The sequence below is a fragment of the Variovorax sp. J2P1-31 genome (assembly GCF_030317215.1).
GTDB lineage: Bacteria > Pseudomonadota > Gammaproteobacteria > Burkholderiales > Burkholderiaceae_C > Variovorax.
On sequence record NZ_JASZYA010000003.1, the window covers coordinates 427753 to 450047 of the forward strand.

Here is a 22295-nt window from a genome sequence, read left to right on the forward strand (position 1 = left end):
GCCCGCTTTTGCGCCGGCGGGCGTTTTCACGTGGACCTCAGCCCCAGGAACGCAACATGCCCTCCCGCCGCACCCTCCTCGCCATGGCCGTCCTCGGGACCGCCGCCGCCGCCGCCGCCATGCTGACCGCCTGCGCCACCGCCCCCTCCGGCTTGGGCACCGAACGCCCGCCGATCGTCTTCATGCACGGCAACGGCGATTCGGCCGCGCTGTGGCAGACCACGCTCTGGCGCTTCGAATCCAACGGCTGGCCGCGCGACCGGCTGTTCGCGCTCGACCAGCCCGCGCCGCTGGCACGCGACGACGACGCGGTGGCGCAGCCCGGCCGCAGTTCGAGCGCCGAATCGGCCGCCTTCCTGAAGGCCGAGGTCGACCGGGTGCTGAAGGCCACCGGCGCCGGCAAGGTGGTGCTGGTCGGCAACTCGCGCGGCGGCAACACGATACGCAACTATGTGCAGAACGGCGGCGGCGCGGCCGTGGTGAGCCACGTGGTGCTGGGTGGCAACCCGGCGCACGGCATCTGGGCGGTCAAGGGCTTCCGCGAGAACAACGAGTTCTCGGGGCTCTCGCCCTTCATGCAGCAGCTCAATGCGCCCAAGGGGCCGAACGGCGACGAGGTCACGCCGGGCGTGAGGTGGCTGACCCTGCGCTCGGACAACAACGACAAGTACGCGCAGCCCGACGGCGCCTGGATCGGCGCGCCGGGCAAGCCCACCAACATCGGCTTCGACGGGCCGGCGCTCAAGGGCGCGACCAACCTGGTGCTGCCGCGCGTCGACCACCGCGAGGTCTCGTTCTCGCCGGCCGCCTTCGCCGCCACCTGGCAGTTCCTGACGGGCGAGGTGCCGCGCAGCACGGCCATCGCGCCCGAGTCCAGCGTGGTGCTCGGCGGCCGTGTGCTCAGCGCGGAGAACCTGCCGCTGGCCGGCGCGCAGCTCGCCATCTACGCGGTCGACCCGGCCACGGGCGCACGGCGCGGCGAGGCGGTGCACCGCCAGGACATCGGCGCCGACGGCCGCTGGGGGCCCTTCGCCGCGCGCGGCGACGCGTTCTACGAGTTCGCGGTCAGCGCGGCCGGCGGCGTGACCCACATCTACCGCAGCCCCTTCCCGCGCAGCAGCAGCGTGATCCACCTGCGGCCCGAGCGCCTCGCGGCGGCCGACGCCGGCGCGAACGCGGTGGTGGTCTTCACCCGGCCGCGCGGCTACTTCGACGCCCAGCGCGACACCCTGCGCTTCGACGGCCAGAGCCCGCCGGCCGGCGTGCCGCCCCGGGGCGCGGGCGTGTCGAGCTCCCGGCTGCGCATCGCCGCGGCCGAGCCGCAGCGCGCGGTGGGCGGCGAGTTCAACGGCGAACGCATCGCCGGCCAGACCTGGCCCGCGGCGCAGGGCCATGTGACGGTGCTCGAACTCACCTACTGAGGCCATGGACGCCACCCCGACGCCTTGCCTGCTGCAGACGCGCGACGCACGCGGCGTGGTCACGCTGACGCTGAACCGGCCCGCGGCCTTCAACGCGCTGTCGCAGGCCCTGATCAAGGCGCTCGAAGAGGCGCTGGACGGCATCGCGACCGACGAACAGGTGCGCGCGGTCGTCATCGCCGGCGCCGGCAAAGCCTTCTGCGCCGGGCATGACCTCAAGGAGATGCGCGCCGAGCCCTCGTCGAGCTACTACCGGCAGCTGTTCGATCGTTGCGGCGCGATGATGCTGCGGATCCAGCGCCTGCCGGTGCCCGTGATCGCGCGCGTGCACGGCATCGCGACCGCGGCCGGCTGCCAGCTGGTGGCGATGTGCGACCTGGCCGTGGCCGCGAGCGACGCGCGCTTCGCGGTCAGCGGCGTCAACGTGGGCCTGTTCTGCGCCACGCCCAGCGTCACGCTGTCGCGCAACCTGGGGCGCAAGGCGGCTTTCGAGATGCTGGTGACGGGCGAGTTCATCAGTGCGCGGCAGGCACGCGACGAGGGGCTGGTCAACCGCGTGGCGCCGCCCGACGCACTCGATGCCGAGGTCGAAGCGCTGGTCGCCAGCATCGTCGCCAAGCCGCGCATCGCGCTGGCCCTGGGCAAGGGCCTGTTCTACCGCCAGCTCGAGACCGGCATCGAGGCCGCGCTGGCCGATGCCAGCCAGACCATGGCCTGCAACATGATGGACGAGAGCGCGCTGGAAGGCGTGCAGGCCTTCATCGAGAAGCGCCCGCCGGCCTGGAAAGCCTAGCTGTCGTGCAGCCGCGAGCTCTGCGGCAGGTGCGCCATCAGGAACTCCATCTGGTCGGCCAGGATGCGGCGGTTGCGCAGGATGAAGTCCTCCCAGAGGCTGGGCACATAGGGCGTGTAAAGCAGCGGCATGTTGGCCTGCTCGGGCGTGCGGCTGCTCTTGCGGTGGTTGCAGGGCTTGCAGGCCGTGACCACGTTCATCCAGACGTCGATGCCCTTCTGCGCGAAGGGGATGATGTGCTCGCGCGTGAGTTCGTCTTCGTGGAAATGACCGCCGCAGTAGGCGCAGACGTTGCGGTCGCGCGCGAACAGCTTGCTGTTGCTCAGGCCGGGACGCTGGGTGAAGGGGTTGATGCGCGGCACGCCCTTGGTGCCGATGATGCTGTTGATCGCGATCTGCGACTGCAGGCCGGTGACCGCGTTGTGACCGCCACGGAAGACCGCCACCTGCGCGCCGACCTCCCAGCGCACCTCGCCCGCCGCATAGTGGAGCACCGCCTCTTCGAGCGAAATCCACGACTGGGGCAGCCCTTGGGCCGACAGCTTCAAGACCTTCACACACGCCTCCTGACCACAGGGAAGAACACGGAGAGACCCGGACCACGGCAGCACCCCGGAGGGCACCTGCCGTGACGCACTGCGTCACAATATACCGGCTTTGTGACAACAGGCCCTGCCATGCCCCATTCCGCGGGCGCGCAGCGCTATCAAAATCAGATCGATCCATGCAGGTTTTTCGCGGATTCCGGCATCCCGGCGTGGCTTCGGCCTGCGCCCTCACCATCGGCAATTTCGACGGCGTGCACCGTGGCCACCAGGCCATGCTGGCGCTGCTGCAGACCGAGGCGCGCCAGCGCGGCCTGCCCAGCTGCGTGCTGACCTTCGAACCCCATCCGCGCGACTACTTCTCGGCGCTCACCAAGCAGCCGGCGCTGGCGCCCGCGCGCATCGGCACGCTGCGCGACAAGCTGGGCGAGCTCGCGGCCTGCGGCGTGGCGCAGACCATCGTGCTGCCCTTCGACGCCCGGCTGGCCGCGCAGTCGCCCGAGCAGTTCATCCAGAACGTGCTGATCGAGGGCCTGGGCGCGCACTACGTGCTGGTGGGCGACGATTTCCGTTTCGGTGCCAAGCGCGCCGGCGACTACGCGATGCTCGACGCGGCCGGCGAACAGCATGGCTTCGACGTGGCGCGCATGAACAGCTACGAGGTGCGCGGGCTGCGGGTGTCGAGCTCGGCGGTGCGCGAGGCCCTGGCCGAGGGCCGCATGGCCGACGCCCAGGCGCTGCTGGGCCGGCCCTACGCCATCTCGGGCCATGTGGTGCACGGCCGCAAGCTGGGCCGGGCGCTGGGCGCCTCCGCCCCGGGCCGCGACGACGGCTTCCGCACGCTCAACCTGCGCTTCAAGCACTGGAAACCGGCCGCCAGCGGCATCTTCGCGGTGCTGGTGCACGGGCTGGCCGAACGCTCGCTGCAGGGCGTGGCCAACCTGGGCGTGCGGCCCTCGCTGGACCCGAACGACGTCAACGCGGGGCGCGTGCTGCTCGAGACCCATTGCCTCGATTGGCCCGCCGAACTGGGGCGGGAAGGGGCCTACGGTAAAATCGTCCGCGTGGAACTGCTGCACAAACTGCACGACGAATTGCGCTACACCAGCCTGGAAGCCCTCACCGCGGGCATCGCCAAGGATGGCGTCGATGCACGCGCCTTCTTCGCGTCCACCCACCGTCAGACCACGCGCGACCGAATTTAAAGCGGAACCGTCTTCCGCCGCGCGCGGCCGCCCTTGTGTCACATCGGCGCCGCACCCTCCCCCGATCCTTCGAGCGCTGCCCCGCAGCGCAGACTTCTGGAAACCCCATGGCTGACAACAAAACCGCAGGCGGCACCGATTACCGCGCCACCCTCAACCTGCCCGACACCCCCTTCCCGATGCGTGGCGACATGTCCAAGCGCGAGCCGGGCTGGGTCAAGGAATGGGAAGACCAGGGCCTCTACAAGCGGCTGCGCGACGCCCGCATCGGCCGGCCCAAGTTCATCCTGCACGACGGCCCGCCCTACGCCAACGGCCAGATCCACATGGGCCACGCGGTCAACAAGATCCTCAAGGACATGATCACCAAGGCGCGCCAGCTCGAGGGCTTCGACGCGCTCTACGTGCCGGGCTGGGACTGCCATGGCCTGCCGATCGAGAACGCGATCGAGAAGAAGCACGGCCGCAACCTGAGCCGCGACGACATGCAGGCCAAGAGCCGCGCCTTCGCGACCGAGCAGATCGCGCAGCAGATGGCCGACTTCCAGCGCCTGGGCGTGCTGGGCGAGTGGGACCATCCGTACAAGACCATGGACTTCGCCAACGAGGCCGGCGAACTGCGCGCCTTCAAGCGCGTGATCGAGCGTGGCTTCGTCTACCGCGGCCTGAAGCCCGTGTACTGGTGCTTCGACTGCGGCTCCTCGCTGGCCGAGTTCGAGATCGAGTACGCCGACAAGAAGTCGCAGACCCTTGACGTGGCCTTCAAGGCGCACGAGCGCGCCAAGGTGCTCGAAGCCTTCGGCCGCCCCGATGTGCTGGGCGACATCTTCGCGGTCATCTGGACCACCACCGCCTGGACCATCCCGGCCAACCAGGCCATCAACCTGAACCCCGAGCTCGAGTACTCGCTGGTCGACACCGAGCGCGGCCTGCTGATCCTGGCGAACTCGCTGGTCGAGATGTGCATGACCCGCTACGCGCTCGACGGCAAGGTGCTGGCCACGGTCAAGGGCGAGGCGCTGGGCGGGCTGGAATTCGAGCATCCGCTGTACGACGTGGATGCCGGCTACCGGCGCCTGTCGCCCGTGTACCTGGCCGACTACGCCACCGCCAGCGACGGCACCGGCCTGGTCCACTCCTCGCCCGCCTACGGCGTGGACGACTTCAACTCCTGCATCGCCCACGGCGTCGCTTACGACGACATCCTGAACCCGGTGCAGGGCAACGGCACCTATGCGCCCGACTTCCCGCTGTTCGGCGGGCAGCACATCTGGAAGGCCGTGCCGGAGATCATCGCCGCGCTGCGCGATGCCAACCGCCTGCTGGCCACCGAGGGCATCACCCACAGCTACCCGCACTGCTGGCGCCACAAGACGCCGGTGATCTACCGCGCCGCGGCGCAGTGGTTCATCCGCATGGACGAGGGCGAGGGCGTGTTCACCAAGGACAAGGCGCCCAAGACGCTGCGCCAGACCGCGCTCGACGCCATCGAGCAGACCAGCTTCTACCCGGAGAACGGCAAGGCGCGCCTGCACGACATGATCGCCGGCCGGCCCGACTGGTGCATCTCGCGCCAGCGCAGCTGGGGGGTGCCGATCCCCTTCTTCCTGCACAAGGATTCGGGCGAGCTGCATCCGCGCACCATGGAGATCCTCGACCAGGCCGCCGACATCGTCGAGCGCGGCGGCATCGAGGCCTGGAGCCGCGTCACGGCCGAGGAGATCCTCGGCGCCGAGGACGCGCCCAGCTACACCAAGAGCACCGACATCCTCGAGGTGTGGTTCGATTCGGGCTCGACCTTCTATCACGTGCTGCGCGGCACCCACCCCAACGTGCACCACGACACCGGCCCCGAGGCCGACCTCTACCTCGAAGGCCACGACCAGCACCGCGGCTGGTTCCATTCGTCGCTGCTGATCGCCTCGGCGCTCGAAGGCCGCGCACCCTACAAGGGCCTGCTGACGCACGGCTTCACGGTCGACAGCCAGGGCCGCAAGATGAGCAAGTCGCTGGGCAACGGCATCGACCCGCAGGAGGTCAGCAAGAAGCTGGGCGCCGAGATCATCCGCCTGTGGGTGGCGGCGAGCGACTACTCGGGCGACATCGCGGGCGACGACAAGATCCTGGCACGCGTGGTCGACGCCTACCGCCGGATCCGCAACACGCTGCGCTTCCTGCTGGCCAACACCAGCGACTTCGACATCGCCAAGGACGCGGTGCCGCTCGACCAGCTGCTGGAAATCGACCGCTACGCGCTGGCGCGCGCGGCCGAGTTCCAGGCCGAGATCCTGGCCCACTACCAGGTCTACGAGTTCCACCCGGTGGTGGCCAAGCTGCAGATCTACTGCTCCGAAGACCTGGGCGGCTTCTACCTCGACGTGCTCAAGGACCGGCTCTACACCACCGCGCCCGGCTCGCAGGCGCGCCGCAGCGCGCAGACCGCGCTGTGGCACATCACGCAGGCGATGCTGCGCTGGATGGCGCCCTTCCTGAGCTTCACCGCCGAAGAGGCCTGGAAGCTGGTCGGCACGGGCGAGCCCGGCACCTCGATCTTCACGCAGGTCTACAGCGACCTGGGCACGCCCGACGACGGCCTGCTGGCCAAGTGGACGCGCATCTGCGAGATCCGCGACAGCGTCAACAAGGAGATCGAGACGGTGCGCGCCACCGGCCAGGTCGGCTCCTCGCTGCAGGCCAACGTGGTGCTCACCGCCACGCCGGAAGACCACGCGCTGCTGGCCTCGCTGGGCGAGGACCTCAAGTTCGTGTTCATCACCTCGGCCGTCACGCTGGCGGCCGGCGACGCGCCCTCGGTGCTGGTCAAGCCCAGCGCCGACACCAAGTGCGAGCGCTGCTGGCACTGGCGTGCCGACGTGGGCCACGATGCGGCGCACCCGACGCTGTGCGGCCGCTGCACCAGCAACCTCTACGGCGCCGGCGAAGCGCGGAGCGTCGCCTGATGGCCCGCGCCGTCGCCGCCAAGCGGGGTGCGGGCAAGAGCCTGGCCGACAGCATCTGGCCCTGGCTGGGCCTGGCGCTGGTGCTGTTCATCCTCGACCAGTTCACCAAGACGCTGATCCTGGGCTACTACCGGCTGGGCGACTGGACCCAGATCACCGGCTTCTTCAACATCGTGCGCGCGCACAACACCGGCGCGGCCTTCTCCTTCCTGGCCGACAGCTCGGGCTGGCAGCGCTGGCTGTTCACCGGCATCGGCGTGGCGGCCGCGATCTTCATCGTCTGGATGCTGAAGTCGCACGCGGGCCAGAAGCTGTTCAGCTTCGCCATGGCCTGCATCCTGGGCGGCGCCGTGGGCAACGTGGTCGACCGCATGATGCACGGCTACGTGGTGGATTTCCTGGACTTCCACCTGGGCGGGCGCCACTTCCCGGCCTTCAACGTGGCCGATGCCGCCATCACCATCGGCGCCATCTGCCTGATCCTCGACGAGCTGCGGCGCGTAAAACGCGGCAAGTAGCCCCTCCCCTGCGCTTCTCACGAAAACCGCGTCGACCCGCCTAGGGTTTACGCGGTTTTCTCGTTCGTCATCACCGGGTCATACTGCCGTGCTTCAATGTAATCGATTACATTACGCCACCACAGATGAACATCCAGATCGTTGCCGAACGTGCCGGCGTCTCCGTCGCCACGGTGTCGCGGGCCTTCAACTTCCCCGACAAGGTCGCGCCCGCCACCCGTGAACTGGTCGAGCGCGTCGCCAAGGAACTCGGCTACCTGCCCAACGCCAGCGCCCGCACCTTGCGCACCCAGCGCAGCCGCGTGCTGGGCGTGGTGCTGCCCACGCTGCTGAACCCGACCTTCGCCGAATGCCTGCAGGGCATCGCCGAGGCCGCGGCGGCCGGCGGCTACGCGATCATCCCGGTCACCACCGGCTACGAAGTCGAGGAGGAGCAGCGCTCGGTCCACCAGCTGCTGGCCGGCAACGTCGACGGGATGATCCTGGTGGTCTCGAACCCCTCGAACTCGGTCGCGCTGCAGCGGCTGCACGGCGCGGCCGTGCCCTATGTGCTGGCCTACAACCGGCACCCGGCCCATCCCTGCGTCTCGGTCGACAGCGAGCGCGCCTCGGCCGAGGTGGTCGAGCGGCTGGTGCGGCTGGGCCACCGGCGCATCGCCATGGTCAGCGGCACGCTGGCCGCCTCCGACCGCTCGCAGCAACGCTATCGCGGCTACCTGCAGGGCATGGCCGACGCCGGCCTGGACGCGCTGCCGCTGCTCGAGGTGCCCTTCGTCGAGACCGCGGTCGAGGCCGTGCGCCACTATCTCGAGGCCGCGCCGCGCCCCAGCGCCCTGTTCTGCTCGAACGACCTGCTGGCGATCCGCTGCATCCGCGCCGCGCACCGCAACGGCCTGCGCGTGCCGCAGGACCTGGCGGTGGTGGGCTTCGACGGCATCGCGCTCGGTGAAGACCTGACGCCCGCCCTGAGCACCGTGACCCAGCCCAACCACGACATCGGCCGCCATGCGGTGGAACTGCTGGTGAAGGCGCTGGCCGCCGGCACCGCGCCCGGCGCCGACGCCAGCCTGCTGCTGCCCCATGCCTTCCGCGAAGGCGAGTCCTATGCGGCCGCGCCGGCCTGACCTCTTTCGTTTTTTCTTTCTCCCCACCCGATCCCTTCAGACCAAGGAGCCTTCCATGTCCTCGACCCTTCGACGCATCGCCCGCCTGGGCGTGCTGGCCGCCGGCCTCGCCGCCGCCAGCGTGACCATGGCCCAGACCGCCATCTGCTACAACTGCCCGACCGAATGGGCCGACTGGGGCACGCAGCTGCGCGCCATCAAGGCCAAGACCGGCGTCACCGTGCCGGCCGACAACAAGAACTCGGGCCAGGCGCTGGCCCAGATGGTCGCCGAGAAGGCCAGCCCGGTGGCCGACGTGACCTACCTGGGCGTGACCTTCGCCATCCAGGCGCAGAAGGAAGGCGTGGTCGCGCCCTACCAGCCGGCCAACTTCAAGGACATCCCCGACGGCCTCAAGGACCCGGCCGGGAACTGGTTCAGCATCCATTCGGGCACGCTGGGCTTCATGGTCAACGTCGACGCGCTCAAGGGCAAGCCGATCCCCAAATCGTGGGCCGACCTGCTCAAGCCCGAGTACAAGGGCCTGATCGGCTACCTCGACCCGGCCTCGGCCTTCGTCGGCTATGTCGGCGCGGTGGCGGTCAACGAAGCGCGCGGCGGCAACCTCGAGAACTTCGGCCCGGCCATCGACTACTTCAAGGCGCTGCAGAAGAACGAGCCCATCGTGCCCAAGCAGACCTCGTACGCGCGCGTGCTGTCGGGCGAGATCGCGATCCTGCTCGACTACGACTTCAACGCCTACCGCGCCAAGTACAAGGACAAGGCCAACGTGGCCTTCGTGATCCCGGCCGAAGGCACGGTGGTCGTGCCCTACGTGATGAGCATGGTGGCCAAGGCGCCGCACGCGGCCGAGGCGAAGAAGGTGCTGGACTTCACGCTGTCCGACGAAGGCCAGGCGATCTGGGCCAAGGCCTACCTGCGCCCGGTGCGCGCGAGCGCCATGCCCAAGGAGGTCGAGGCCCAGTTCCTGCCCGCCGCCGAGTACGCGCGCGCCAAGACCGTCGACTACGGCCGCATGGCCGCCGCGCAGCGCGCCTTCTCCGACCGCTATCTGAAGGACGTGCGTTGAAGTCCAGGCAGCACTGGCTGCTGCTGGGCTGCGCAGCCCCGGCCGGCGCCTTCTTCCTGATGTTCTGGCTGCTGCCGGTGCTGCGCCTGATGGCGCTGCCGGCGGAGAAGGGCTGGGCCACCTACTTCGCGGTGCTGACCGACGGCCGCTATGTGCAGAGCATGGTCAACACCGTGCTGCTGTCGCTGGGCGTGACGCTGGCCACGCTGGTCCTGGGCGGCGCGGTCGGCGTGTACCTGGCGCGGCGCGAGTTCGTGGGCAAGCGCGTGCTGCTGTCGCTGCTGACCTTGCCGCTGTCCTTTCCCGGTGTGATCATCGGCTTCTTCGTGATCCTGCTGGGCGGCCGGCAAGGCCTGGTGGCCGACCTGTCCGACGCGCTGGTGGGCGAGCGCATCACCTTCGCCTACGGCCTGCTGGGCCTGTTCCTGGCCTACCTCTACTTCTCGCTGCCGCGCGCCATCGCCACCTACGCGGCGGCCGCGGAGTCGATGAACATGCAGCTCGAGGAAGCGGCCCGCTCGCTGGGCGCCTCGCGCCTGCGCGTGGTGCGCGACGTGTGGCTGCCCGAGCTCGTGCCCACCACGCTGGCCTGCGGCGCGATTTTGTTCGCGACCTCGATGGGCGCCTTCGGCACGGCCTTCACGCTGGCCAGCAAGTTCGAGGTGATCCCGATCACCATCTACAACGAGTTCACCAACTACGCCAACTTCGCGCTGGCCGCCTCGCTGTCGATCGCGCTCGGCGTCGTGACCTGGCTGGTGCTTTTCATAGCTCGCCATTTCGGTGGCAACCCCACGGTGCGCTGAGGGCGAGGAGCAAGCATGCGAAAGAACACGCAACCCAAGGCGCCCTTCCTGTTCGCGGTGACGGCCATCGTGAGCTTCTTCATGATCGCGCCGATGCTGCTGTCGGTGATGGCGGGACTGGTCAACAACTACAGCGTGGGCCTCAAGAGCGGCCTCACGACCCGCTGGTTCGGCGAGGTCTGGGAGGTCTACGGCGGCACCGTCGGCTGGTCGCTCGCGCTGGCGCTGGTCTGCGTCGCGGGCACCATCGTGCTGGGGGTGCCCTGCGCCTATGCGCTGGCGCGCAGCCGCTCGCGCACCGCACGCATCTTCGAGGAGCTGCTCACGCTGCCGGTGGCGGTGCCGGGCCTGGCGACCGCGCTGGCGCTGATCCTGGCCTACGGCCAGATCACGGCCTTCCGCCAGAGCTTCGCCTTCATCCTGGTCGGCCACATCGTCTTCACGCTGCCCTTCATGGTGCGCACCGTGGCCTCGGCCTTCCAGCGCAACGACCTGGTCGCACTGGAAGAAGCCGCGCGCACGCTGGGCGCGAGCTTCCGCCAGCGCTTCCTCGGCGTGCTGGTGCCGGCCGTGTTCCCGGCCATCGTCGCGGGCAGCCTGATGGTCTTCACGCTCTCGGTCGGCGAATTCAACCTGACCTGGATGCTGCACACGCCGCTCACGCGCACGCTGCCCGTGGGCCTGGCCGACAGCTACGCCTCGATGCGGCTGGAAGTGGGCTCGGCCTACACGCTGGTCTTCTTCATCGTCATCCTTCCGGTGCTCTGGGGCCTGCAGTCCCTCGCCCATCTCATGCAGAAACGCTATGGAACTTGAACGCATCCCGGTCGACGTCGAGAACGTCGCCAAGACCTACGCCGACGGCACGCGCGGCCTGCAAGCCACCAACCTGCATGTGGAGCCGGGCGAGGTGCTCGCGCTGCTCGGCCCCTCGGGCTGCGGCAAGACCACGCTGCTGCGGCTGATCGCCGGCCTCGAGACGCTGGACGCGGGCGGCCGCATCCGCTTCGGCGACCAGGACGTGACGCACAAGCCGGTCGAGCAGCGCGGCGTGGGCATGGTGTTCCAGAGCTACGCGCTGTTCCCCCAGCTGAGCGTGGCCGCCAACATCGGCTACGGCCTGCGCATCCGCGGCGTGAGCGCGGCCGACGAGCGCCGCACGGTCGGCGAGCTGGTCGAGCTCACGCGCCTCACCGGCCTGGAGCACAAGCGCCCGGCCGACCTCTCGGGCGGCCAGCGCCAGCGCGTGGCCCTGGCCCGCGCCGTGGCCGTGCGCCCGCGCGTGCTGCTGCTCGACGAGCCGCTGGCCGCGCTCGACGCCAAGCTCAAGGAGTCGCTGCGCGACGAGCTGGCCGAACTGCTGCGCCGGCTGCACATCACGGCCATCCACGTCACGCACGACCAGCAGGAAGCCATGGCCATCGCCGACCGGCTGGCCGTGATGCGTGCCGGCCGCATCGTGCAGATCGGCCGCGGCGAGGACCTCTACCGCGCGCCCAGCCATCCCTTCGTGGCCGAATTCCTGGGCCGGGTGAACCGGCTCGAGCGTTCGTCCGAAGCCATCGCGCAGGGCGTGCTCGCCTTCGGCGGCACGACCATTGCATGCCCCGCCGACTGGACGAAGCACCCGACCCTGCTGCTGCGCCCCGAAGACGTCGAGATCGGCGCGCCCGGCCAGGCCGGCTGGGGCACGGCCCGCGTCGAGCAGCGCACCTTCCTCGGCGACCGCGTGCAATTGCGCCTGAGCCTGGCCGACCAGCCGGGCCTGCTGGCCGATGCGGTGCGCGACACGCCCTTCAACGCCGGCGATGCCATCGGCATCCGCGTCCAACCCCACCGCCTCATGACCTCGCAGGAGGAGGCCAGCGCATGACCCACACCGTTCTCGTTCAACTGACCGACCTCCACATCCGCGAACCCGGCCGGCTGGCCTATGGCCGGATCGACACCGCGCCCTACCTGAAGCGCGCGGTGCAGAGCGTGCTGCGCCTGCGCCAGGCGCCCGACGCGGTGGTGATCACTGGCGACCTCAGCGACTTCGGCCGCGCGGCCGAGTACGCCCACATGGCCGAGCTGCTGGCGCCGCTGACCATGCCGGTCTACCTGATGCCCGGCAACCACGACGACCGCGACCAGCTGCGCCGCAGCTTCCCCGGCCACAGCTACCTCGGTGCGGTCGGCGAGTTCGTGCAGTACAGCGTGAAGGTCGGCCGCCTGCGCCTGCTCACGCTCGACACCTGCGTGCCCGGCCACAGCCACGGCACGCTCGACGCCGCGCGCCTGGCCTGGCTCGAAGCGCAACTGGCGGCCTGCCGCGGCGAGCCGGTGGTCATCGCGATGCACCATCCGCCCTTCCGCACGCTGATCGGCCACATGGACGACATCGGCCTGCTCGAAGGCCGGGCCGAACTCGAAGCCTTGGTGGCGCGCCATCCCAACGTCGAACGCGTGATCTGCGGCCACCTGCACCGCGCGATCGACGTGCGCTTCGGCGGCACCATCGCCTCGACCTCGCCGGCACCCGGCCACCAGGTCACGCTCGATCTGGACCCGCAGGCGCCCTCGTCCTGGGGCCTCGAGCCGCCGGGCTTCCGCGTGCATGCGTGGGACGGCGAACGGCTGGTCACGCACCTGGCCGCAGCGGGCGAATTTGAAGGCCCCTACCCTTTCCATGAGAATGGGGCCTTGATCGACTGAACCCGGCGTCCCTGGCCGACGCCTTGCCGCACATCCCGTGTTGACAATAGAGGCTCACTGAACAACAAAGAAGAGAAAGCCATCCGCCGTCCATGAAACATCTGCTGAACCTGCTGGCAGCAGTCGCACTCCTCGTCTGGGGCACCCACCTGGTCCGCACGGGCGTGCTGCGCGTGTTCGGCGCCAACCTCCGCACCCTGCTCGCGCGCAGCATGCGCAACCGCTTCACCGCGGCGCTGTCGGGCATCGGCGTGACGGCCCTCGTGCAGTCGAGCACGGCCACCTCGCTCATGACCTCGTCCTTCGTGGGCCAGGGCCTGATCGCGCTGCCGGCCGCGCTGGCCGTGATGCGCGGCGCCGACGTGGGCACGGCGCTGATGTCGGTGCTGTTCTCGACCGACCTCTCGTGGCTGTCGCCGCTGTTCATCTTCACCGGCGTGGTGTTCTCGATCACCCGGCCCGCGAGCGCGGCCGGGCGCTTCGGCCGCATCCTGATCGGCCTGGGCCTGATGCTGCTCGCGCTGCAGCTGGTGGTGCAGGCCACCGGCCCGCTGTTCGATTCGCCGGCGATGCGCGCGGTCCTGGTGTCGATCAGCAGCGACATCCTGCTGGAGATCACCATCGGCGCGGCGCTCGCGGTGGTGGCCTATTCGAGCCTGGCCGTGGTGCTGCTGGTGGCCGCGATGGCCAGCTCGGCCGTGGTGCCGCTGGACGTGGCGCTGGGCCTGGTGCTGGGCGCCAACCTGGGCAGCGGCATCCTCGCGGTGCTGACCACCGCCAAGTCCGAGATGTCGGTGCGGCAGGTGACGGTGGGCAACCTGCTGTTCAAGCTGCTGGGCGTGACCGTGGCCGCGCCCTTCATCGGGCTGTACCTGACGCACGTGCGGGCCTACGTGTCCGATGCGACGCAGCTGGTGGTGCTCTACCACCTGGCCTTCAACGTGGTGGTGAGCATCGGCTTCATCGGCCTGACCGACTGGGTGGCGCGGCTGGTGAAGAAGCTGCTGCCGGTGCCGCAGGAAGGCTCGACCACCGCCCGGCCGCAGCACCTGGACCCCTCGGCGCTGTCCACGCCCACGCTGGCCATCTCCAACGCGGCGCGCGAAGCGCTGCACCAGGCCGACATCGTCGAGACCATGCTGATCGGCATGCTCAACGTGATCCGCAACAACGACCTGCGGCTGGCCGACGAGCTGCGCAAGCTCGACGACGTGGTGGACCGGCTCTACTCCGACATCAAGTACTACCTCACCAAGATCTCGCGCGAGGCGCTGGGCGAGGAAGAGAGCAAGCGCTGGACCGACATCATCAGCTTCACCATCAACATGGAGCAGGTGGGCGACATCATCGAGCGCGTGATCATCGACATCGAGGACAAGAAGATCAAGCCGCAGCGCAACTTCTCCGAGGCCGGCATGGCCGAGATCGTCGAACTGCACGAGCGCCTGGTGGCCAACCTGCGGCTGGGCATGAGCGTCTTCCTCAACGGCAACGTGCGCGACGCGCAGAAGCTGCTGGAAGAAAAGGCGCGCTTCCGCGACCTCGAGCGCGCCTACGCCAACACCCACCTGACCCGGCTCATGGACCGCACCACGCCGAGCATGGAGACCAGCTCGCTGCACATCGACCTGATCAGCGACCTCAAGCGGATCAACTCGCACATCTGCTCGATCGCCTACCCGATCCTCGACTCGGCCGGCGCGCTGGCACCCAACCGGCTGCGCGAGGCGCAGCTCACGCCGGTCAAGGAATCCTGAGAACGGATCAGGCGGCGCGGGCGGCTGCCGTTTCCACGGCCTCGTCGGCCGGCCGGCGCGCATAACGCTGCGCCAGCACCGCGCACACCATCAGCTGCATCTGGTGGAACAGCATCAGCGGCAGCACGATGGCGCCCACCGCGCCCGAGGCGAACAGCACGTGCGCCATCGGGATGCCGCTGGCCAGGCTCTTCTTGGAGCCGCAGAACACGATCGTGACCTCGTCGGCCTTGTCGAAGCCCAGCTTGCGCGCGCTCCAGGTGGTGGCGAACAGCGCCAGCGCCAGCAACACCGCGCAGACCACGAACAGCCCGGCCAGCGCGCTCAGCGGCACCTGGCGCCACAGGCCTTCGATCACGGCCGCGCTGAAGGCGGTGTAAACCACCAGCAGGATCGAGCCGCGGTCGACGAAGCTCAGCACCGAGGCGCGCTGCTTGATCCAGGCGCCGATCCAGGGCCGCAGCAGGTGGCCGACCACAAAGGGCGCCATCAGCTGCAGCAGGATCCGGCCGATGGCATCGAAGGACGACGATGCGGCGCCGCCAGAGACCACCAGCCAGTTCACCAGCAGCGGCGTGACGAACACGCCCAGCAGGGTCGAGGCCGAGGCGCTGCAGACCGCCGCCGGCACGTTGCCGCGCGCCAGCGAGGTGAAGGCGATGGCCGACTGCACCGTGGCGGGCAGCACGCAGAGGTACAGCACGCCGGTGTAGAGCTCGGGCGTCACCAGCGGCTGCAGCACCGGCCGCAGCGCCAGCCCAAGCAGCGGGAACAGCACGAAGGTGCTGAGGAACACCAGCAGGTGCAGCCGCCAGTGGCCCACGCCGGCCACGATGGCCTCGCGCGGCAGCTTGGCGCCATGCAGGAAGAACAGGAGGCCGATGGCCACCGTCGTGAGGCCCTCGAAGAAGTGCGCCGTGCGGCCGGCGGCCGGCAGCAGCGAAGCGAGCGCCACGGTCGTGACCAGGGCGAGGGTGAAGTTGTCGGGGAGGAAGCGTGAACGGGCCATGGGCAGGATTGGGCCCGGGATCGGATCGAAAGAGAAATGGATTTATCTGATGGATATATGATTTCTCTGCATGAACATCAGCCTGCGCCAGCTCCGCGTGTTCCTGGCCGTGGCCGAGGAGCGCAACTTCAGCCGTGCCGGCGATGCGATCGCGCTCACCCAGCCCGCGGTGAGCCGCTCGATCCTCGAGCTCGAATCGCAGCTGGGCCTGAAGCTGCTCGACCGCACCACGCGCGAGGTGGTGCTGACCGAGGCCGGCCATTCGCTGGCCGCGCGCCTGGGCCGGGTGCTCGAGGAGCTCGACCAGACCCTGCTCGACGTACAGGGCATGGCCCATGCGCGGCGCGGCAAGGTGCGCGTGGCCAGCAGCCCCACGCTGTCGGCCCAGCTCATGCCGGCCTGCATCGCGGCCTGCAACCGGCAGGAGCCCGAGATCCAGCTGGTGCTGCTCGACCGCATCCAGCAGGACGTGCTCGACAGCGTGCGCAGCGGCGAGGTCGACTTCGGCGTGGTGATCGAGCCCTCGGCGGCCGAGGATCTGCAGACCGAGACCATCCTCGACGACCCCTTCGTGCTGGTGGTGCCGCGCGGCCATGCGCTGGCGGCGCACCGCAGCGTGCGCTGGTCGATGCTGCGCGGCCATGCGCTGGTGCTGCTCGACCATGCCTCTGGCAGCCGCCGGCTGATCGACGAGGCGCTGCTCGCGCACGGCGTGCAGGCCGAGGTGGCGCAGCAGCTGGGACACCCGACCACGGTGTTCCGCATGGTCGAGGCCGGCATCGGCATCAGCGTGATGCCCGCGCTGGCCGTGCCGCCGCAGGGGCTGGGCACGCTGGTCGCGCTGCCGCTCACGCCGCGGGTGCAGCGCCAGGTGATGCTGGTGCACCGGCGCAACCGCGCGCCTTCGCCGCTGGCGCAGCGGGTGTGGCGGCTGGTGCGCGAGATCGCGACTACAGCGTGAGGATCGTGCAGCCCGTGGTCTTGCGCGCCTCGAGGTCGCGGTGCGCCTGCTGCACGTCTTCCAGCGCGTAGCGCTGCGCGATCGGGATCTTCACCGCGCCGCTCTGCACCACCGCGAACAGGTCGTCGGCCATGGCCTGCGTGGCTTCGCGCGAGGACATGTGGGTGAACAGCGTGGGCCGCGTGACGTAGAGCGAGCCCTTGGAGGCCAGCATGCCCAGGTTGATCGGCGGCGTCGGGCCCGAACCGTTGCCGAACACCGCCAGCAGGCCGAAGGGCCGCAGGCAGTCGATCGAGCCTTCGTAGGTGTCCTTGCCCACCGAGTCGTAAACCACCTTCACGCCCTTGCCGCCGGTGATCTCCTTCACCCGCGCGGCGAAGTTCTCGGTGCTGTAGTTGATCGCGTGCGCCGCGCCGTGTTCGAGCGCGAGCTGGCACTTGGCGTCGCTGCCGGCGGTGCCGATCAGCTGCAGGCCCAGCGCCTTGGCCCACTGGCAGGCGATCAGGCCCACGCCGCCGGCGGCCGCGTGGAACAGGATGAAGTCGCCCGGCTGCAGGCCTTCGGCCGGCAGGGTCTTCTTCAGCAGGTACTGCGTGGTCAGGCCCTTGAGCATCATGGCCGCGCCGGTCTCGAAGGAGATCGCATCGGGCAGCCGGCAGACGTTCTTGGCCGGCAGCACGCGCAGCTCGCAGTACGCACCCGGCGGCGGGCTGGCGTAGGCGGCGCGGTCGCCGACCTGGAGGTGCGTCACGCCCTCGCCCACCGCCTCGACGATGCCCGAGGCTTCCATGCCCAGCTGCAACGGCATCGCGAAGGGGTACAGGCCGCTGCGCTGGTAGGTGTCGATGAAGTTCAGGCCCACGGCCTTGTGGCGGATGCGGATCTCGCCCGGGCCGGGCTCGCCGACCTGCACGTCGACGATCTTGAGTTCTTCGGGACCGCCATGGCGGTCGATACGGACGGCTTTGCTCATCATCGTTGCAGTCTCCAAAAAGAAGAGCCGCATCCTGCCACGTTTGGCCCACCCGCGAAGGCGCGGGGCATTGCCTTGTTCAGCCCGGCGACGGCTCGGCCGCGAACTCGATGCGGTAGCCCCGGCGCTCGAACATCTGCAGGATCTCGCGCTCGCCGTACCAGAGGTCGAGCTGCGACAGCGGGATCTGCGAGCGCAGCGTGAGCGGCGCCAGCGACACCAACTGCCGCACCCGCGCATGGTGGCCGAACAGCCGCAGCGGGTCGTAGCCATGGTGCAGCTGCGGCCCCGCATGCTCGATGGCGAAGTCGCGCGCCAGCGCCAGCGGCGCGAAGCGCAGGCCGACGGCCTCGAGCGCCGGGCGCAGCACGCCGCTGAGCTGCACGTCTTCGAGCAGCGCGTTGTTGTGCCAATGCATGCGCAGCGGGTCGCCCTCCACCGCATCGGGCGGCGGGATCTCCACCCGGACCTGCGGATGGTCGACCAGCGCCCGCATGAAGCGCCGGCTGCGCAGGCTGAAGCCGCCGTTCTGGACCGGCGTGACGCGCAGTTCGGGCCGCTGCAGTTCCTGCACCCAGTCGAAGCGGGTGCGCCAGGCCGGGCCCCCGGGCCCGTCGATACGTGCCAGGTGGATCGGCGCGCCGATGTAATCGCAGTCCAGGAAATCGTCGCGCCAGTTGGCGGCATCGACGACCCAGCCGTCGTCCTGCACCACCAGCGCGAATTCGGTCTGCACCACGCGCCAGAGCGCGAACATCATGAACCAGCTGTACTCGTGGTAGTTGAGCGGCGCGATCGCCTGGTGCGCGATGCCCGGCGCCAGGTCGGGCGGCGCCTGCGGGCAGCACAGCAGGGCCCGCGCACCCGGCATCTGCTGCAGGCTCCACTGCAGCGCCAGCGCGGCGCCGCGCGCATCGGGCAGCCCGGTGACCGACACCAGGGTGATCTGCCGGAACGCCTGCCCGCTCATGCGCGCGTGCCTTCGTGGGGACTAGTAGGTGCCCGGATACGCGCCGCCGTCGGTCAGCACGTTCTGGCCCGTGATGTAGCCGGCCTGCCGGCTGCAGAGGAAGGCGCAGACCGCGCCGAACTCCTCGGGGCTGCCGAAGCGGCCGGCGGGAATGTTCTTCTGGCGCGCCGCGCGCACCGCGTCGACGTCCTGGCCGCTCTTCTTCGCGGCGCCGGCCATCGTGCCCTTGAGCCGGTCGGTGTCGAAGGCGCCCGGCAGCAGGTTGTTGATCGTCACGCCCTTGGCCGCGATCGAGGTGCGTGCCGCGCCGGCCACGAAGCCGGTCAGGCCGCTGCGCGCGCCGTTGGACAGGCCCAGGATGTCGATCGGCGCCTTGACCGAACTCGAGGTGATGTTGACGATGCGGCCGTAGCCGCGCGCGGCCATGCCGTCGACCGTGGCCTTGATCAGTTCGATCGGCGTGAGCATGTTGGCGTCCACCGCCTTGATCCAGGCCTCGCGGTCCCAGTCACGGAAATCGCCGGGCGGCGGGCCGCCCGCGTTGGTCACGACGATGTCGTAGTCGGCATGCGCGGCAAAAGCCGCGGCGCGCCCCTCGGGCGTCGTGATGTCGGCCGCCACGGCCTTGACGAAGGGCTTGTTCGCCACGCCCGCGGCCAGCGCCTCGAGCTGCGCCGCCGCGGCGTTCAGCACTTCGGCGCCACGCGCCACCACCACCACGTTCACGCCTTCGCGCACCAGGGCTTCGGCACAGCCCAGGCCCAGCCCCTTGCTCGCGCCGCACACCAGGGCCGTCCTGCCTGCAATTCCGAGGTCCATTCAAATTCTCCTGCGGGCTCAGCGCCCGGTTCGCGTAAAGACAAAGATTCCGGTGATGACCAGCACCGTCCCGGCCGCAATCCAGGCCGTGAAGGGTTCGCCGAGCAGCACCACGCCCATGAGAATAGTCGAGAGCGGCCCGACCATGCCGGTCTGCGCCGCCATGGCCGCACCGATGCGCTCGATCGCCATCATCACGGACAGCACCGGCACCGCGGTGCACAGCGTCGCGTTGAGCACCGACAGCCAGATCACCTCGGGCGCCACGTTCAGCGCCACGTCGATCGGCCGCAGCAGCAGGAACTGCGCGATGCACAGCACGCAGGCCACGCTGGTCGCCAGCCCCACCAGCCGCAGCGAGCCCAGGCGCTTGACGAACTCGCCGCTCGCGACCAGGTAGACCGCATAGCTCACCGCGCTCAAAAAGACCAGCAGCGTGCCCCAGGCCGCGGTGCTGCTCTGCCCCAGCTGCACCTCGTGGCCGAACACCAGCAGCACGCCCGCATAGCTGATCGCGATGCCGATCAGCTGCTGGCGCACGATGCGGCGGCGGTAGACGATCCAGCCGAACAGCAGCACCAGCGTGGGGTTGAGGTACAGGATCAGCCGCTCCAGGCTGGCCGTGATGTAGGCCAGCCCGGCGAAGTCGAGGAAGCTCGAGAGGTAGTAGCCCGAGAAGCCCAGCCCGATCACCCCCAGCCAGTCGCGCAAGGTCAACGCCGCCTTGCCCCGCCCCGCCCACCAGGCCATCGCCACGAACAGCGGCAGCGCGAACAGCATGCGGAACATGATCAGGGTGACCGCGTCCACGTTGTGGCGGTAGGCCAGCTTCACGATGATCGCCTTGCCGCTGAACGCGATGGCGCCGAAGGTGGCGAGGATCAGGCCGGTGCGGATGGATTTGGGGGCCGCGGCCGAGGGGGTGGGAGAGGAGGTCAATTTTTCTTATTCCAGGGACACCGCGGATCCGGCTTCGCCGGTCCGCCGGTGTCGCCCCTTGAGGGGAGACGGCTACACGAAGTGAGCCGTTTCGGGGTGGACTCAGAATCCTGCAGCAAGACCGTCGCGCCGCGGATCGCTCGCCGCCACATAACCCTCGACCGCCGGATCGCCCGCGCGCCAGATGAACTGGCCGGCACCGAAGTCCTGGTAGGAGTCGTCGATCACCTCGACCTTGTGGCCCAGCGCGCTCAGCCCCTGCAGGACTTGCGGGTCCATCGCGGCCTCGGCGTTGATCTCCAGGCCGCTGTTGAAGCGCCAGCGCGGCGCATCGCAGGCGGCCTGCGGGTTCTGGCCGTGGTCGAGCATGCGCACCAGCGTCTGCATGTGGCCCTGCGGCTGCATGTTGCCGCCCATCACGCCGAAGCTCATGACCGGCTGGCCGTCCTTGGTGAGGAAGGCCGGGATGATGGTGTGGAAGGGGCGCTTGCCCGGTGCCGCGACGTTGGGGCTGGCCGCATCGAGGCTGAAGCCGTGGCCGCGGTTCTGCAGGCTGATGCCGAATTCCGGTTCCACGCAGCCCGAGCCGAAGCCCATGAAGTTGCTCTGGATGAAGCTCACCATCATGCCGCTCTCGTCGGCGGCCGTGAGGTAGATGGTGCCGCCCTTGACCGGGTTGCCGGCCTTGAAGTCTTGTGCCTTGTTCACGTCGATGAGTTTGGCACGCGAGGCCAGGTAGCCGCCATCGAGCATTTGCGCGACCGTCGTCTCCATCGACGAGGGCTCCGACACATAGCGGTAGACGTCGGCGAAGGCCAGCTTCATGGCCTCGATCTGCAGATGCTGCGACGCCACCGAGTCGATCGGCATCGAGGCCAGGTCGAAGTTCTTCAGAATGCCCAGCGCGATCAGCGCCGCGATGCCCTGCCCGCTGGGCGGGATCTCGTGCAGCGTGTGGCCCGCGTAGTCCTGCGAGATCGGCGTGACCCATTCGGGCTTCCAGTTCGCGAGGTCGCGCACCTTGAGGCTGCCGCCGTTGGCGTTGGAGAATTTCTCCAGCGCCTCGGCGATCTCGCCGCTGTAGAAGGCCTCGCCGCGGGTCGCGCCGATGGCGCGCAGCGCGCGCGCCGCGGCGGGGAAGCGGAACAGCTCGCCCACCTCGGGCGCACGGCCCCAGGGCAGGAAGCTCTGGGCGAAGCCCGGCTGGTTCTGCAGGATCGGCGTGGCCGCGGCCCACTTCTGCTGCACCACGGGCGGCACCAGGTAGCCACGCTCTGCGATCTCGATGGCCGGCGCCATCAGGGCCTCGAAGGGCAGCTTGCCGAAGCGCTCCGACAGCGCGACCCAGCCGCCCACCGCGCCCGGCACGGTGACCGAATCCATGCCGCGTTGCGGCGGCGTGGCGGCGCCGTCGCCGTGCTTGCGCCGGAAGTACTCGGGCGTCCAGGCCTGCGGCGCGCAGCCCGAGGCGTTGAGGCCGTGCAGTTCCTTGCCGTCCCAGAGGATGCAGAAGGCGTCGCTGCCCAGGCCGTTGCTCACCGGCTCGACCAGCGTCATCACGGCTGCGGTGGCGACGGCCGCGTCGACCGCGTTGCCGCCCTGCTGCAGGATGCGCAGGCCGGCCTGGGCCGCGAGCGGATGGGAGGTCGAGACGACGTTGCGTGCGAAGACCGGGATGCGGACGGAACGGTAGGGATTGGCGTAATCGAATTTCATGGGATGGGGCGGG

General features: G+C 69.5%; 20 protein-coding genes. 13 read left to right on the forward strand and 7 right to left on the reverse strand.

Annotated elements, in window-relative coordinates:
* Positions 1-56: 56 nt before the first annotated feature.
* Both QTI20_RS21970 and QTI20_RS21975 read left to right on the forward strand, forming a co-directional pair.
* Positions 57-1421: an alpha/beta fold hydrolase gene (locus QTI20_RS21970; RefSeq protein WP_286554328.1), complete on the forward strand. Its 1365-nt coding sequence runs from the start codon at positions 57-59 to the stop codon at positions 1419-1421.
* Between the two features lie 4 nt (positions 1422-1425).
* A complete protein-coding gene (locus QTI20_RS21975; protein ID WP_286554327.1) occupies positions 1426-2214 on the forward strand; it encodes an enoyl-CoA hydratase in 789 nt (262 codons plus the stop codon).
* Here QTI20_RS21975 and QTI20_RS21980 read toward each other — a convergent pair.
* A complete protein-coding gene (locus QTI20_RS21980) occupies positions 2211-2771 on the reverse strand; it encodes an HNH endonuclease (RefSeq protein WP_183024596.1) in 561 nt (186 codons plus the stop codon). The two genes, QTI20_RS21975 and QTI20_RS21980, sit on opposite strands and share 4 nt — an antisense overlap.
* A 167-nt stretch (positions 2772-2938) precedes the next feature.
* Here QTI20_RS21980 and QTI20_RS21985 point away from each other — a divergent pair, with 167 nt between their 5' ends.
* The 10 genes from QTI20_RS21985 to QTI20_RS22030 all read left to right on the forward strand — a co-directional run bounded on the left by QTI20_RS21985 (position 2939) and on the right by QTI20_RS22030 (position 14895).
* Positions 2939-3964 carry a bifunctional riboflavin kinase/FAD synthetase gene (locus QTI20_RS21985; protein ID WP_286554326.1) on the forward strand — a complete coding sequence of 342 codons (1026 nt, stop codon included), beginning with the start codon at positions 2939-2941 and terminating at the stop codon, positions 3962-3964.
* 107 nt (positions 3965-4071) lie between these two features.
* Entirely contained in the window at positions 4072-6924 is a 2853-nt protein-coding gene (gene ileS, locus QTI20_RS21990; RefSeq protein WP_286554324.1) for an isoleucine--tRNA ligase, read from the forward strand.
* A complete protein-coding gene (gene lspA / locus QTI20_RS21995; protein WP_183024599.1) occupies positions 6924-7442 on the forward strand; it encodes a signal peptidase II in 519 nt (172 codons plus the stop codon). Before ileS ends, lspA begins: the two co-directional genes overlap by 1 nt.
* 125 nt (positions 7443-7567) lie before the next feature.
* A complete protein-coding gene (locus tag QTI20_RS22000) occupies positions 7568-8566 on the forward strand; it encodes a LacI family DNA-binding transcriptional regulator (protein ID WP_183024600.1) in 999 nt (332 codons plus the stop codon).
* Positions 8567-8621: 55 nt separating this feature from the next.
* On the forward strand, positions 8622-9635 hold the full coding sequence (locus QTI20_RS22005) for an ABC transporter substrate-binding protein (RefSeq protein WP_183024601.1): 1014 nt from the start codon (positions 8622-8624) through the stop codon (positions 9633-9635).
* A complete protein-coding gene (locus QTI20_RS22010; protein ID WP_286554322.1) occupies positions 9632-10441 on the forward strand; it encodes an ABC transporter permease in 810 nt (269 codons plus the stop codon). The genes QTI20_RS22005 and QTI20_RS22010 overlap by 4 nt, the downstream gene beginning before the upstream one ends.
* A gap of 15 nt (positions 10442-10456) precedes the next feature.
* Positions 10457-11257, forward strand: a complete 801-nt coding sequence (locus tag QTI20_RS22015; RefSeq protein WP_183024602.1) for an ABC transporter permease — start codon at positions 10457-10459, stop codon at positions 11255-11257.
* The gene (locus tag QTI20_RS22020) at positions 11247-12314 is read left to right on the forward strand and encodes an ABC transporter ATP-binding protein (protein ID WP_286554320.1); all 1068 of its coding nucleotides are present in this window, start codon (positions 11247-11249) and stop codon (positions 12312-12314) included. Before QTI20_RS22015 ends, QTI20_RS22020 begins: the two co-directional genes overlap by 11 nt.
* Positions 12311-13138: a phosphodiesterase gene (locus QTI20_RS22025; RefSeq protein ID WP_286554319.1), complete on the forward strand. Its 828-nt coding sequence runs from the start codon at positions 12311-12313 to the stop codon at positions 13136-13138. Before QTI20_RS22020 ends, QTI20_RS22025 begins: the two co-directional genes overlap by 4 nt.
* 92 nt (positions 13139-13230) lie before the next feature.
* Complete coding sequence (locus tag QTI20_RS22030) at positions 13231-14895, forward strand: Na/Pi cotransporter family protein (protein WP_286554317.1); 1665 nt, start codon at positions 13231-13233, stop codon at positions 14893-14895.
* Between the two features lie 7 nt (positions 14896-14902).
* Here QTI20_RS22030 and QTI20_RS22035 read toward each other — a convergent pair whose 3' ends face one another.
* The gene (locus QTI20_RS22035) at positions 14903-15904 is read right to left on the reverse strand and encodes a bile acid:sodium symporter family protein (protein WP_286554316.1); all 1002 of its coding nucleotides are present in this window, start codon (positions 15902-15904) and stop codon (positions 14903-14905) included.
* A 70-nt stretch (positions 15905-15974) separates the two neighbouring features.
* Between QTI20_RS22035 and QTI20_RS22040 the strand changes: the two genes are divergently transcribed.
* A complete protein-coding gene (locus QTI20_RS22040; protein ID WP_286554312.1) occupies positions 15975-16865 on the forward strand; it encodes a LysR family transcriptional regulator in 891 nt (296 codons plus the stop codon).
* On the opposite strand, the gene QTI20_RS22045 is transcribed toward QTI20_RS22040, so the two are convergent.
* From QTI20_RS22045 to QTI20_RS22065, 5 genes are all read right to left on the reverse strand, one after another.
* A complete protein-coding gene (locus QTI20_RS22045) occupies positions 16855-17838 on the reverse strand; it encodes a quinone oxidoreductase family protein (RefSeq protein ID WP_286554311.1) in 984 nt (327 codons plus the stop codon). The genes QTI20_RS22040 and QTI20_RS22045 overlap by 11 nt on opposite strands.
* Before the next feature lie 79 nt (positions 17839-17917).
* Positions 17918-18808, reverse strand: a complete 891-nt coding sequence (locus tag QTI20_RS22050; protein ID WP_286554309.1) for a DUF5672 family protein — start codon at positions 18806-18808, stop codon at positions 17918-17920.
* Positions 18809-18829: 21 nt separating this feature from the next.
* On the reverse strand, positions 18830-19627 hold the full coding sequence (locus tag QTI20_RS22055) for an SDR family oxidoreductase (protein WP_183024610.1): 798 nt from the start codon (positions 19625-19627) through the stop codon (positions 18830-18832).
* Positions 19628-19645: 18 nt separating this feature from the next.
* Entirely contained in the window at positions 19646-20566 is a 921-nt protein-coding gene (locus QTI20_RS22060; RefSeq protein WP_286554308.1) for a DMT family transporter, read from the reverse strand.
* 102 nt (positions 20567-20668) lie between these two features.
* On the reverse strand, positions 20669-22282 hold the full coding sequence (locus tag QTI20_RS22065) for a gamma-glutamyltransferase family protein (protein WP_220811631.1): 1614 nt from the start codon (positions 22280-22282) through the stop codon (positions 20669-20671).
* Positions 22283-22295: the final 13 nt, after the last annotated feature.